Source organism: Pseudomonas sp. BNK-7, from assembly GCF_048072025.1.
Taxonomy (GTDB): domain Bacteria; phylum Pseudomonadota; class Gammaproteobacteria; order Pseudomonadales; family Pseudomonadaceae; genus Aquipseudomonas; species Aquipseudomonas danubii.
In genome coordinates, this window is record NZ_CP182252.1 from 1,910,879 (window position 1) to 1,924,301 (window position 13,423).

The window sequence follows — 13,423 nt, forward strand, 5'->3', positions numbered from 1 at the left end:
AGGCGCTGGCCTTCAGGGTTTGACGGTACGGGCGGTCAACAGAGTGGCCCGGCCATGGATCAGCAGGTGCGCGGTCAAGCCGGCCACCAGCCCCCAAAAGGCACCGCCGACCCCGAGCAGGGTGACGTTGGCCGCGGTGGCGAGGAAGGTGATCAGCGCGGTTTCCCGGGTGGCCGCGTCGGCCATGGCATTGGCCAGGCTGCCGCCGATGGCCCCCAATAGCGCCAGGCCCGCCAGGGCGCTGATAAAGGTCTTGGGCAGCACCATGAACAGGCTGGCCAGGGTCACGCCGAAGGTGCCCACCAGGATGTAGAACAGCCCGCAGGCGATACCGGCGATGTAGCGTTTTTTCGGGTCAGGATGGGCGTCCTTGCCGGTACAGATCGCCGCGGTAATGGCCGCCACGTTGAAGGCATGGGCGCCGAACGGTGCCATCAGCAGCGAACCCAGGCCGGTGACCGTGAGCACTGGATTGGCGCTGGTGCTGTAGCCGTCATTGCGCAACACCAGCATGCCGGGCATGTACTGGCCGGTGAGGGTGATGACGAACAGCGGCAAGGCCACTCCGAGCAAGGCCTGCAGGGAGAACTGCGGCGCGGTGAATACCGGCACGGCCAGGCTCAAGTGCACGGCAGAAAAGTCGATCCGCTGCTGAGCGATGAGCAGCCCCAGGCCGATGACCAGGATGCCCACCACGGCAAAGCGCGAGGTGAAACGCCGCAGCAAGGCGTAGGACACCAGCAGCACGATCACCAGCAGCGGGTCGGCGCTGGCGCCGCCAAAGGCGTTGATCCCGAACTGCAACAGAATGCCCGCCAGCAGGCCGGCGGCGATGCCCTTGGGGATCATCCGCACCAGTTTGTCGAAGGCCCCGCAGCCGCCGAGGATGATGAACCCCAGGGCCGAGATCAGGTAGGCGCCGATCACCTCGGCGTAGGGCGTGAAGGGCATCACCGTGGCCAGGAAGGCCGCGCCGGGTGTGGACCAGGCAGTGATGATCGGCGCTCGGTAACGCAGGCTCAGCCACAGCCCGGTCAGGCCGACACCGACCGACACTGCCCAGACCCAGGACGCGGTCTGGGCCGCTGACAGCCGCGCCAGCTCGGCGGCCTGGAACACCAGGACAAAGGTTCCGCCGTAGTTCACCAGCACTGAAATCAGCGCCGCCACGGTGGGCGAGAAAACATCGGTCCAGCGCAGGCTTGTCGCCGTTCTGTTCATCAGCCGCTCTCCATCCAGAAACAGGCTCCCAGGCTCAGGTGCCGGGAGGGAGTCGATTCTAGAGAGAGGGCGGACTGTTGTTTCAGGCCACATTCACCCTAATTGGCAGACCGCTTTTGCGCCGCCGACAAAAAAGCCCGGCCTTGATCCCGGCCGGGCTTTCGGGTGTTGCAAGCCTGAGGCTTAGTGCAGGGCGGGCTGTCCGGCCTTGCGTGCATGACTCAGGCGGTAGAAGCCCCAAATCACCAGGACCCACACCGGAATCGCATACACCGAGGCGCGGATGCCCGGGATCATCCACATCACGCCGATGATCATCACCATGAACGCCAGGCACAGGTAGTTGCTCAAGGGCGACCAGAAGGCCTTGAACGACGGCACCACGCCACGCTCGGCCATGGCCTTGCGAAAGCGCAGGTGGGTCAGGCTGATCAGCGCCCAGTTGATCATCAGTGCAGCCACCACCAGGGCGAACAACAGCTCCAGCGCTTCGTGGGGCGCCAGGTAGTTGACCAGTACGCAGAGCAGTGTGATCAGCGCGGAAATGCCCAGGGCCAGAATTGGCACGCCCTGCTTGTTGAGCTTCATCAGCGCCTTGGGTGCGTCGCCCTGTTCGGCCAGGCCATAGAGCATGCGGCTGTTGCAGTACACACCGCTGTTGTACACCGACAGTGCTGCGGTCAGGACCACGAAGTTGAGGATCTGCGCCGCCGCATCACTGCCGATCAGCGAGAAGATCTTCACGAAAGGGCTGCTGCTGTAGGCGTCGCCGCCGGCGTTGAGGCTCACCAGCAGTTCATCCCACGGATACAGCGACAGCAGCACGGCCAGGGCGCCGACGTAGAAGATCAGCACCCGGTACACAACCTGATTGATGGCCTTGGGAATCACTTTGCGCGGCTCGGCGGCTTCGGCAGCGGTGATGCCCACCAGTTCCAGGCCGCCGAAAGAGAACATGATGAAGGCCATGGCCATCAGCAGGCCGGTGCCGCCGTTGGGGAAGAAACCGCCGTGGGACCAGAGGTTGCTCACCGACGCCTGGCTGCCGCCGCTGCCGCTGAACAACATGTAGCAACCGAGGACGATCATGCCGACGATGGCCACCACCTTGATGATGGCGAACCAGAACTCGGCTTCTCCGAAGAACTTCACGTTCATCATGTTGATCAGGTTGACCAGCACGAAGAACACCGCCGCACTGACCCAGGTGGGGATTTCCGGCCACCAGAACTGCACGTACTTGCCCACCGCGGTGAGCTCGGCCATGCCCACCAGGACATACAGCACCCAGTAGTTCCAGCCGGCGAGAAAGCCGAAGTAGCCGCCCCAGTACTTGTGGGCGAAGTGGCTGAAGGAGCCGGCCACCGGCTCTTCGACGATCATTTCCCCCAACTGGCGCATGATCAGGAAGGCAATGAATCCGGCAATCGCATAGCCGAGGATCATCGAAGGTCCGGCGGACTTGAGCACCCCGGCCGAGCCGAGGAAGAGTCCGGTGCCGATCGCCCCGCCCAGGGCGATCAACTGAATATGGCGATTCTTCAAGCCACGCTTGAGTTCACCTTGTTGCAAGGTTTGATCCACTAATGTGCGCTCTCTTCTAGTTGTTATCAGGACCGATCCCGTGGTGAACGGGACCGATCGCGGCTCAATGCTGACGGGATCAGATATTACTCTCGGTAAACCGCTCGTAATACAGCTGAACGCGGTTAAGTTGCTGTTCTTGCAGCCAGGTTCGGATCGAATCGACCATCGGTGGCGGTCCGCAAACGTACAGGTCGCTGTCTTGGTCGCGCAGTTCGCTGCTGTCCAAGTGCTCGGTGATGTAGCCGCGCTTGCCCGACCAATCCGGGTCGACGTCGCTGATCACCGGGGTGAAGCGAAAACCTTGCAGGCGCTCGCCCAGCGCCTGGATACGCTCCAGTTCGCACAGATCGGCACTCTGGCGCACGCCGTAGTACAGGTGCACCGGTTGCTGGCAGCCCTGCTCGACGATCTGTTCGAGCATCGCCAGCAGCGCCGACAGCCCGGTGCCGCCGGCCACCAGCAGCAGCGGCCGGCTGATCTGGCGCAGATAGAAAGCCCCCAGCGGCGCCTCCAGTTCGATGCTGTCGCCCACCAGGCAACGCTCGCGGATGTAGTTGCTCATTACCCCGTCGGGCAGCAGGCGGATCAGGAACTGTAACTGGTTGTCCGCCCCCGGCCGGTTGGCGAAGGAGTAGGCCCGGCTGCTGTCGGTGCCGGGAACTTGCAGGCGCGCGTACTGGCCGGGGAGAAACTCCAGCGGTGCCTCGCTGCTGCCCAGCTCCAGGTGCAGGATGGCGGTGCTGTCCGAGACTTGGCGCACGTCGATCACCGAGCCGGTGCGTCGCACCGGATCGGCGTTGTGGCACAGGCTGGAATCGAAGTCGAAGTAGAACGCTGCATCGGACTGCACCCGGGTCTGGCAGGTGAGCATCTTGCGTTGCTCCAGGTCCTGGGGCGAGAGGGCTTCCTCGTCCACGTAGTCCTGGCTGTACTGGCCCGACTCGCAACGGCCCTGGCAGGTGCCGCAGACGCCTTCGCGGCAGTCCAGGGGGATCTTGATGCCGTTGCGCAGGGCAGCGTCGAGCAGTATTTCATTGGCCTTGACCGGGAAGAACAGGGTCTTGCCGTCGGCAAAGCTGAACGCGACCTTGTGCGTCATGAAGGGATGTCCGTCGAGTCAGAGGTGGTAGAAATCGAGCACCGAGTTGATCGTGTCGTTGAGCAGCAGCACGTGCTTGCGCTGGATCAGCCAGCTGTCGCCATGGGGCTTGAGGTCGTAGGTGGCGTGACCGTAGAAGTCCTCGGAGGTGGCCAGGCGATAGAACAGCGTGTGCCAGTTCAGGCGCACCTGCAGCAGCCCGTTGGCGCCCTCGGCGATGCGCAGGTTGCTGACCATGTGCAGGGTGCGCGGCATGGGAATGGTCGAGGCCGCCTTGCCGGTGCGCAGGCGGAACACCCGGTCTTCCAGCCCCGAACGGTTGGCGTAGTAGATCAGCGACATCTCGCGTTTCGGGTCCCGGGTGTAGACGTGTTCCGAGTCCCATTGCGGCAGGTGGAACTCGCTGTCCACGGCAAACAGCTGCAGGTAGGCGTCCCAGTCCTGGGCGTCGCAGAGTTCGCACTTGCGATAGAAGAATTGCTCGATCTGGTACTGCAATTGCGCATTCATGTTCATACCTCACGCAGTTTCAGGGACTGGCGCTGCAGGCCGTCGAGGAGGAATTTCTGCCAGTTGCGGTGCTGGTTGACGTACAGCCCTTCATGGGTGATTTCGGTGCCGGTCATGGCCGGCTGGATGCCCAGGTTCTCGCTGTTGGCGGTGGGGCCGGAGGCCCAGCGGTGATGGCCGCGCGAGACATCGCTCCAGCGCTCCAGGCGTCCCTGGAAGCCGCGCTGGGCCTCGCGAAACTCCACCAGGTCATCCGGCGTGCCCATGCCCGAGACGTTGAAGAAATCCTCGAACTGGCGGATGCGGTTTTCCCGGTCGGCATCGCTCTCGCCCTTGACCCCGATGCACTGGCTGATGATCTCGGTCTTGTTCCAGGCGATGGGGCGGATGATCCGCAACTGGGAGCTGATCTGGTCGAGGAAGAACAGGCTGGGGTAGATGTTCAGGTTGCGCAGGCGGTGCATCATCCACTCGGCCTTGGCCTGGCCGTGCTCTTGCACCAGGCGCGGCATGATGCTGGCGTAGCCGGAGCGCACCGCCGGGTTGGGCATTTCGCTGAACAGCACGCTGTGGCCGTTGTTGAAGGCGAACCAGCCGTCGTCGGTGCTGGCGTCGCCGGCGCCGAGCTTGCTGTAGTCCAGGGTGGCGCTGCTGCCGCTGCCGTTGTCACGGTTGACCTGCTGACGGTGCTGCACCGTGGCCACGTAGTTGTAGTGCACGGTGCTGACGTGATAACCGTCCAGGCCGTTCTCGTTCTGCAGCTTCCAGTTACCGTCGTAGGTGTAGGCGGACTTGCCCGGCAGCACTTCCAGCTCACCGTTGGGGGACTGGGCGACCATCATGTCGAAGAAGATCCGCGCGTCGCCCAGGAAGTCTTCCAGGCTGTTGTCGGCGGCCACGTCCAGGCTGATGAAGACAAAGCCCTTGTAGCTGTCGATGCGGGCCTTTTTAAGGCCGCGGGTGGCCTTGTCGAAGCCTTCGTCGTATTCCCCCGGCGCCTTGACCTTCACCAGGCGCCCGTCGCTCTTGTAGCACCAGGCGTGGAACGGGCAGGTGAAGGTCGACTGGTTGCCCTTGCCCACCCGGGTCAGGGTGGTGCCGCGGTGCTGGCAGGCGTTGATCAGGGCATTGAGCCGGCCCTCGCCATCGCGGGTGATGATCATCGGCTGGCGCCCGGCGCGCAGGGTGATGAAGTCGTGGTTGTTGGGCAGTTCGCTTTCGTGACAGGCGTAGATCCAGTTTTTCTCGAAGATCAGCTCCATCTCCAGATCGAACAGCTCGGGCTCGGTGAACATCTCCCGGGCGATACGGAACACTCCGTCCGCGGGGCGAAAATCCAGGCAGCCGTGGATGAAGTCCTGCCACTGCTCGACGCTTCTTGCACCACTCATGAGTCGGTACCTTTTTTATTCAGGTCAATCGGGTGCCGTCATTAGAGAGAGTGCGGGGCGCCGGTGGCTATCCGCTTAGTCGGCCAAGGCCATCCATAAAATTGCCTGGGTAGTTGTGACCCAGCTGCGACCCACCTTTGAGCGGATCGGCGATCGACAGCTGCACCACGGGGCGCCGATGGGCTACTGTGGGCCCGGCCAGATGAGGACGATGGGGGCGGGTTATCCACTTAGTGGGCGATTGCTATCCACTGGGTTGGCAGCGTTGCCGGCTGGCGCAAAACTTGCCCTGTCACACAAGACGCGCCGTCAGAGCGCGCTGAATAATAATTGCCGTGGGTGCGCCGTGATGAATAGCAAGGCTGATGGGCTGTTTCGCGAGATTCGTATCGATCGCTATGACCTTGAAGGGGCCAGGAACTGGATGGCGGGTATCTGTGGGCCGCACCGCCTGGAAACCGCTAACCCCGAACGCATTCGTTTCCACCACAGTGCCAACGTCCTCAGGTCACGCGCCACGACCCTGGGCATCATCGAATACGGCACCGATGTGGTCGTCGATATCGAGGACACCGAGCGCTTCAGCAGCTACAGCCTGAGCCTGCCCCTGTGCGGCGAGCAGGAGCTGAGCAAGGACGGTCGCCTGCTGCGTTCGGACCCGGACCAGGGGGTGATCGTTGCTCCCAACGAAAGCCAGGTGCTGGCCATCTCCGGCGACTGCCGCAAGTTGCAGGTGGTGATCTCCCGGCCGGCCATGAGCGAAGCCCTGGAGGCATTGCTGCAACGCCCGGTCGAGCAGCCGCTGCGCTTCGAGCCTGCCATGGACGCACGGCAGGGCGCCGCCGCGGCCTGGTGGCGCATGGCGCATCACTTCATTGGCGAACTGGCCCAGGGCAACGAACTTTACGAGCAACTGGCCTTCACCCGGGAAATCGAGAGCTCCCTGATCAAGGGCCTGATCCTGGCCCAGCCCAACAACTACTCTGCGGAGCTGCAGGCGATGCTCGGGGTCAAGCTGCCGCATTACCTGGTGCGGGCCCGCCAGTACCTGCACGAGCATGCCCGAGAGGCGGTGCACCTGGAGGACCTGGAAGCCGCCGCCGGTGTTTCACGCTTCAAGCTGTTCGAGGCCTTCCGCAAGTACTTTGCCCTGTCGCCCATGGCCTATCTCAAGCGCTATCGGCTCAATGGCGTGCGCCAGGACATTCTCGAACACGGCGCGGCGCGCAATATTTCCGAGATTGCCCTGGCCTGGGGCTTTACCCACCTGGGGCGGTTTTCCGCGGAGTACCGCAAGCTGTTCGACGAGGCGCCGAGCGCCACAGTCCAGCGCCACCAGGCGCGGCGCCCGGTGGGGTTCTAGGACGTACTACTTGCGCAGCACCAGATCCAGCAGGCCGTCCTGTTCCTTGATCTTCTGCAGGACGATTTCCGAGCGGATATCGGTAACCCCGGACGCGCGGTTCAAGTGATTGACGATGAAATCCGAGAAGTGCTTGAGGTTGCGCGCCTGCACCCGCAGCACGTAGTTGCTGGCGCCGGTGATCACGTAGGCGGCCACCACTTCCGGCCATTGCTGGACCTTGCTGATAAAGGTCTCGTGCCAGCCCTCCACATCCTGGCGCAGGGACACATGGACGATGGCTTCCAACTCGATCCCCAGGCGCTCGGCGTTGAGCTGGGCGCGATAGCCGCTGATGATCCCGTCGCCTTCGAGCATGCGCAGGCGGCGCAGGCAGGCCGAGGGTGAAAGGGCGACTTTCTCCGCCAGTTCCTGATTGCTGATACGTCCATCCTGTTGCAGGAAGTAGAGGATGCGCAGGTCGGTGGAGTCGAGGGTCATGGCTGGCATAAATCCGCGTTTTTTATTGGAGGATTAGAATTTTATTCGAGATTAGTACGATAACGCGCTGCACTTTGCACGAAAATTCTAGCTGGCTTCGTCCATTATTTCCTGAGTTTGCGGGTCGTCCAGACCCCGTGCCCGGCCTGTTCCAGGCGGGCATGACCTTGACCAAGACAGGACTTCCAATGATCGATAAAAACCACTGCCTGCGTCTCGATGAACAGGACCCACTGGCGCCGCTGCGCCAACAGTTCGCCTTGCCCGAGGGGGTGATCTACCTCGATGGCAACTCCCTGGGTGCTCGCCCTGTGGCCGCCCTGGAACGGGCCCGGCAAGTGATCGAGCAGGAGTGGGGCGACGGCCTGATCCGCAGTTGGAACAGCGCCGGCTGGCGTGACCTGTCCCAGCGCCTGGGGGATCGCCTGGCCCCGCTGATCGGCGCCGGCAGCGGCGAAGTGGTGATCACCGACACCACGTCCATCAACCTGTTCAAGGTGCTCAGCGCCGCCCTGCAGGTGCAGGCCCAGCGTGCCCCCGAGCGGCGGGTGATCGTTTCCGAGAGCAGCAATTTTCCCACCGACCTGTACATCGCCGAGGGCCTGACCCGGATGCTTGAGCAGGGCTATTCCCTGCGCCTGGTAGACAGCCCGGAGCAACTGCCAGCTGCCATCGACCAGGACGTGGCGGTGGTGATGCTCACCCACGTCAACTACAAGACCGGCTACATGCACGACATGCAGGCCGTCACCGGGTTGATCCACGAAGCCGGCGCCCTGAGCCTCTGGGACCTGGCCCACTCGGCCGGCGCAGTGCCGGTGGAGCTGAATCGCAGCGGCGCCGACTACGCCATCGGCTGCACCTACAAATACCTCAACGGCGGCCCGGGTTCGCAAGCCTTCGCCTGGGTTGCTCCTGCCCTGTGCAACCTGGTGACCCAGCCGCTGTCCGGCTGGTTCGGCCATGCCCGGCAGTTCGACATGGCCACCCAGTACGAGCCCGCCAGCGGTATCGCCCGCTACCTGTGCGGCACCCAGCCGATCACTTCGCTGGCCATGGTCGAGTGCGGCCTGGAGGTCTTCGAACAGACCGACATGCAGAGCCTGCGGCGCAAGTCCCTGGCCCTGACCGACCTGTTCATCGAACTGGTGGAACAGCGTTGCGCCGGCCACGACCTGAAGCTGGTGACCCCACGCGATCACGCCAAGCGTGGCAGCCACGTGAGCTTCGAACACCCTGAAGGTTATGCGGTGATCCAGGCCCTGATCGCCCGGGGCGTGATTGGTGATTATCGCGAGCCGCGCATCATGCGTTTCGGCTTCACCCCGCTGTACACCCGTTTCAGCGAAGTCTGGGACGCGGTGCAGATTCTCGGTGAAATCCTTGATCAGAAAACCTGGGCCCAGGCGCAGTTCCAGGTGCGTCACAGCGTGACCTGAGACGCGCTTTATCCCCTGGTTGCTGCTGCATGCGGCAACCAGGGCAGCGGCACAAGGACGGGCCGTCACAACGATTCATACGTGCACACAACAATAAAGAGGCACTCAAAGTGACCACCTCCAACAAGGGTTTCGAAGCGATTTCCAATCGCGAGCACGGCCTCAGGCGGCAGTTGACCGCCGGCCAGATGAGCATGATCGCCATCGGCGGGGCCATCGGCACCGGCCTGTTCATGGGCAGTGCCTATGCCATCGGCTATGCCGGCCCCAGCGTGCTGCTGAGCTACGCCATCGGTGCGCTGATCACCCTGATCCTCATGGGCTGCCTGGCGGAAATGACCGTGGCCCATTCCACCTCCGGTTCCTTCGGCGCTTATGCCGAGTTCTACGTCAGCCCGCTGGCCGGTTTCCTGGTGCGCTACGCCTACTGGGCGGCCATCGTTCTGGCGGTGGGCGCCGAAGTCACGGCCATCGCCATGTACATGAAGTACTGGTTCGCCAACGTTCCGGAATGGGTGTGGATCATATCCTTCTCCAGCGTGCTGATCCTGCTCAACGCCATCAGCGTGAAGACCTTCGGCAACTTCGAATACTGGTTCTCCACCATCAAGATCGCCGCCATCGTCGGCTTCATCATCCTCGCGGTGTACGTGGTGTTCGGCTCCGGCAACCCCGATTACGGGCTGCACAACTACAGCGCCCACGGCGGCTTCTTTCCCAATGGCTTCGAAGGCATGTGGATCGCGGTGATCGTGTCGATCTTCAGTTACCTGAGCGTGGAGATGATCGCGGTGGCGGCGGGGGAGGCCAAGGACCCGCAGCGCGCGGTGAAGCAGGCGTTTCGCGCCACCATCGTGCGCCTGGTGGTGTTCTACCTGCTGACCCTGGCCCTGATGCTGGCCATCGTGCCCTGGGTCCAGGCGGGCAAGGCCCAGAGCCCGTTCGTCACGGTGATGCAGACCATCGGCATTCCCGGGGCCACCGGGGTGATGAACTTCGTGATCCTGATCGCGGCCCTGTCGGCGATGAACAGCCAGCTCTACATCACCACGCGGATGATGTTCAGCCTGTCCCGCGCCGGCTTTGCGCCCAAGTCCATGGGCGCCCTGAGCAAGACCGGGATTCCGCTGAATGCCTTGTTGCTGTCCAGCTCCGGTATTGCCCTGGCCACCTTGATCAACGTGCTGTACCCGGAGAGCTCATTCGTCCTGATGATGGCGATCTCGATGTTCGGCGCGATCTTCACCTGGTTCATGATCTTCCTCACCCACTACTGCTTCCGTCGTTATCACCAGCGCCACGGTGAACAGCAACTGTCATTCCGCATGCGCCTGTTTCCCTACAGCACCCTGCTGGGGCTGGTGCTGATGGGGGCGGTGATGATCACCACCTTCTTCACCGAGGCGTTCAAGATGACCCTGGTGTTCGGGGTACCCTTCCTGCTGTTGCTGACCCTGGTCTACTACCTGTGCTTCCGTAAGCCCAGGACGGTCGCCGGACTGTCCGAGGTCTGAGGCCACGCCTCCCGGATGTCCAGCAGCTTGGCGTGTTCTCGTATACGTGGAGGCCGGTGTACCGGCCGATCACCCCATTCATGGGCTTCGCATCCTGGTCGATACGATTCTCCGCGAGCTGAGCGATCTGCTGGACACCCGCCATGCGGACGCTGGGCGGCCGTCGAATCCGTCTGAGCGGATTCTCCGGGCATCGCTGGTGCAGGTTGTGTATAGCGTGCGTAGTGAGCGACTAAGGAGGGTGGTGAGGCCTCGTCACCTTGCGAGGCTGGGTCACCTGGGCCTTAGCGGCTTACAATGCGATCCGCCTGGGCGCAATCGCTGGGTGGTGGCAGCCATCCCCGACATGAGTTGTGGTGAGTGTCGCGCTTGCGACGAACGAGCCGACTTGAAAATCCAAAACCTTCAAAGGTGCTGCGCATGACAAATTGGCAACGTGGTGACTTAGTCGAGCTAGACGGCCTTCTTGCGGTCGTGGTCGGCATTGAGGGGGACCCAAATGTCCCCGAGGAACACATCGCAGTTTGGTTTGGTGCCCCAAGTTGCCTCCGAAAGTCTAAGGGCGGAGCTGGTGGAGCGAGTCCGGAGGTCTGGACGGTGCCAGCGGACTTGTTCGTGCGAGCCGCTGAGCCTGATTGGCGTCACTAATTAATTGAATTCTCTATCGGAATGCACCTTTCTGCTCCTTTCTCAACGACCCGCTAGAGGCTGCCCAAGGGGCACTCTTCGCGAGCCTGTTGCAGGCTGGTCTCGAAGACTTCGAGCCGGCCCTGCAACTGCTGCAAGTCATCGATCTGTTGTTGCAGCTCGCGCCTCTTTTGCGCCAGGGCGGCCTGTGCGCGGTCCCAGGGAAAGGCCTGGCCCTGGTGCGTGGCGAACACCTGCTGCAATTCCTTGAGTTTGAAACCCAACTGCTGCGCGCACTTGATGAACATCAGTTGCTCGACGCTCTGGGCGTCATAGAGACGGTAGCGACCCTGACGCGGAGCTTCGGGCAACAGGCCGATGGCTTCGTAGTGACGGATGCTCTTGACCGTGGTCCCGGACAGTTGCGCGGCTTGGCCGATGTACATGAAAACTCCTTGTTCAGTACCGATTTCGGGCGGTGGACAGCCTTGCGCATTATCCGGTGGATTCACTGCCTGGCAAGGTATTGCGCCTGCATCAGCCAATCCGCCTTGCGTTCATCGCTGGCGTCCAGCACCGGGCCAAAGGTCAGGGTGCGCAACGGCTTGATGCCGCAGAAGGCCAGGGTGGTGCGGCGCATCTGCTGCAAGCCGGGCATGCGATAGAACCAGCGGAAATACCAGGGCGGGGTGTCCATGGTCACCATCAGGTGGGCGGTGCGGCCCTTGAGCAGTTGCTCGGGAAAGGCCTTGCCGGGGCGGTACTTGAAGGCGAAGCCCGGCAGCAGCACACGGTCGAGAAAGCCCTTCATCAGGGCTGGAATCCCGCCCCACCAGATGGGGAAGACCCAGGTCAGGTGCTCGGCCCAGAGGATGTCGGCCTGGGCCCGTTGCAGGTCTTCCTCCAGAGGCTGGATCTGCCGGTAGCCTTCGCGCAGCACCGGATCGAAGCGCAGCTCGCCGAGCCTGAGCTGGCGCACGTCATGCCCGGCTTCCTGCGCCGCCTTCACATAGCGCTCGCTCAATGCCGCGCACAGGCTGTTGCGCGAGGGGTGGCCGAGAATCACCAGGATGCGTTTGCTCATTGCCGTGGTCCTTGAGGGATAAACCCCAAGGCTAAAGTCTGCCCCTAAGGGGAGAGTCAAGGCGGCAGCAGTGCCGCGCACAAACCTTGGGCATACAGCGGCAGCGTTGCGAAGTCACGGGTGCACAACAGCAACCGGCGCCGGGCCCAGGCTTCGCTCAGCGGGCGCGACTGCAACGGCAGGTGACGGTTGCGCTCCAGGGCCGCCAGGGGCACCAGCGCCAGCCCGGCACCACGGGCCACCATGCGCAGCAGGGCGTCGAAACCTTCGGCGCGGATGCGCAATTGCATGCGTCGTCCCAGGTGCAGGGCCTGTTCCTCCAGATACACCGCCAGGGCGCTATGGCTGGCCAGGCCAACGTAGTCGTGGGCCAGGGTGTCGTTGAAGCTGGGGTTGGGCTGCAGGCTCAGCGGGTGATCCTGGGGCATCACCAGGACCAGCGGATCATCACGGAAAGGCCGGCTCATCAGTCCCTGAATGTCCACCGCGTCGGAGACGATACCCAGGTCTGCCGCACCCTGGCGCAGGGCGTGGGTGATGCGTTGGCTGGGCAGTTCCTGCAGGTCGATATCCACCTGGGGCTGGTTGTGCAGGAAGTCCGCCAGCAGCTCCGGCAGGTACTCGCTGAGGGCGGTGGTGTTGCACAGCAAGCGCACCTGGCCCTTGATTCCCTTGGCGTATTCGGCGAGGTCCTGTTGCAGGTGTTCGGCGTACAGCAACAGCGTCCGGGCATGTTGGGCCAGGGCCTTGCCGGCGGGCGTCGGGCGAATGCCGCGGCGCCCGCGTTCGAGGAACTCGATGCCCAGGGAGGCTTCCATGGCGCGGATTCGAGCGCTGGCGGCGGCCAGGGACAGATGGCTGCGAGCGGCCCCGGCGGTGATGTTGCCGGCGTCGAGAATGTTCAGGTACAGCCGCAGGTCGATCAGGTCGAAGTGCATGGGGCATTCCTCGGGGAACGGGGTCTCTTACGGAGGCCGTGCAGATGTTTTTGTAGGAGCCGGCTTGCCGGCGAAGAGGCCTTAGGATTTTGCATCGGGCTTGAGCGCGCCTTCGCTGGCAAGCCAGCTCCTACGGAGGTACGGGCAATAGGTTTTGGTATGTGCCTATT

Annotated in this window: 11 protein-coding genes and 1 pseudogene; 3 read left to right on the forward strand and 9 right to left on the reverse strand. The window is 63.0% G+C overall.

Annotation, left to right across the window (positions count from 1 at the left end; translation table 11 throughout):
• Window positions 1–12: 12 nt before the first annotated feature.
• The 5 genes from ACMGF8_RS08795 to antA all read right to left on the reverse strand — a co-directional run bounded on the left by ACMGF8_RS08795 (window position 13) and on the right by antA (window position 5,808).
• Window positions 13–1,221, reverse strand: coding sequence for a benzoate/H(+) symporter BenE family transporter (locus ACMGF8_RS08795; protein WP_416759301.1), 1,209 nt, complete (start codon window positions 1,219–1,221; stop codon window positions 13–15).
• A gap of 183 nt (window positions 1,222–1,404) precedes the next feature.
• Window positions 1,405–2,805, reverse strand: a complete 1,401-nt coding sequence (locus ACMGF8_RS08800; RefSeq protein ID WP_305949013.1) for an amino acid permease — start codon at window positions 2,803–2,805, stop codon at window positions 1,405–1,407.
• A gap of 79 nt (window positions 2,806–2,884) precedes the next feature.
• Complete coding sequence (antC, locus tag ACMGF8_RS08805; RefSeq protein WP_305949012.1) at window positions 2,885–3,907, reverse strand: anthranilate 1,2-dioxygenase electron transfer component AntC; 1,023 nt, start codon at window positions 3,905–3,907, stop codon at window positions 2,885–2,887.
• Window positions 3,908–3,925: 18 nt separating this feature from the next.
• Window positions 3,926–4,417 carry an anthranilate 1,2-dioxygenase small subunit gene (antB, locus tag ACMGF8_RS08810; protein WP_102861028.1) on the reverse strand — a complete coding sequence of 164 codons (492 nt, stop codon included), beginning with the start codon at window positions 4,415–4,417 and terminating at the stop codon, window positions 3,926–3,928.
• A 2-nt stretch (window positions 4,418–4,419) separates the two neighbouring features.
• Window positions 4,420–5,808, reverse strand: coding sequence for an anthranilate 1,2-dioxygenase large subunit (antA, locus tag ACMGF8_RS08815; RefSeq protein WP_416759305.1), 1,389 nt, complete (start codon window positions 5,806–5,808; stop codon window positions 4,420–4,422).
• Between the two features lie 349 nt (window positions 5,809–6,157).
• Here antA and ACMGF8_RS08820 point away from each other — a divergent pair, with 349 nt between their 5' ends.
• On the forward strand, window positions 6,158–7,171 hold the full coding sequence (locus ACMGF8_RS08820; protein ID WP_102861030.1) for an AraC family transcriptional regulator: 1,014 nt from the start codon (window positions 6,158–6,160) through the stop codon (window positions 7,169–7,171).
• Between the two features lie 6 nt (window positions 7,172–7,177).
• Here the strand turns inward: ACMGF8_RS08820 and ACMGF8_RS08825 are convergent, their stop codons facing one another.
• A complete protein-coding gene (locus tag ACMGF8_RS08825; RefSeq protein WP_102861707.1) occupies window positions 7,178–7,651 on the reverse strand; it encodes an Lrp/AsnC family transcriptional regulator in 474 nt (157 codons plus the stop codon).
• 188 nt (window positions 7,652–7,839) lie between these two features.
• Between ACMGF8_RS08825 and kynU the strand changes: the two genes are divergently transcribed.
• Entirely contained in the window at window positions 7,840–9,090 is a 1,251-nt protein-coding gene (gene kynU, locus ACMGF8_RS08830) for a kynureninase (RefSeq protein WP_305949009.1), read from the forward strand.
• A 110-nt stretch (window positions 9,091–9,200) separates the two neighbouring features.
• Window positions 9,201–10,614: pseudogene (locus tag ACMGF8_RS08835) on the forward strand (amino acid permease); the annotation flags it as partial.
• A 691-nt stretch (window positions 10,615–11,305) separates the two neighbouring features.
• Here ACMGF8_RS08835 and ACMGF8_RS08840 read toward each other — a convergent pair.
• The 3 genes from ACMGF8_RS08840 to ACMGF8_RS08850 form a co-directional block, all read right to left on the reverse strand.
• A complete protein-coding gene (locus ACMGF8_RS08840) occupies window positions 11,306–11,677 on the reverse strand; it encodes a MerR family transcriptional regulator (protein WP_102861034.1) in 372 nt (123 codons plus the stop codon).
• 62 nt (window positions 11,678–11,739) lie between these two features.
• Entirely contained in the window at window positions 11,740–12,315 is a 576-nt protein-coding gene (locus ACMGF8_RS08845; RefSeq protein WP_416759307.1) for an NAD(P)H-dependent oxidoreductase, read from the reverse strand.
• 56 nt (window positions 12,316–12,371) lie between these two features.
• On the reverse strand, window positions 12,372–13,253 hold the full coding sequence (locus tag ACMGF8_RS08850) for a LysR substrate-binding domain-containing protein (RefSeq protein WP_416759309.1): 882 nt from the start codon (window positions 13,251–13,253) through the stop codon (window positions 12,372–12,374).
• Window positions 13,254–13,423: the final 170 nt, after the last annotated feature.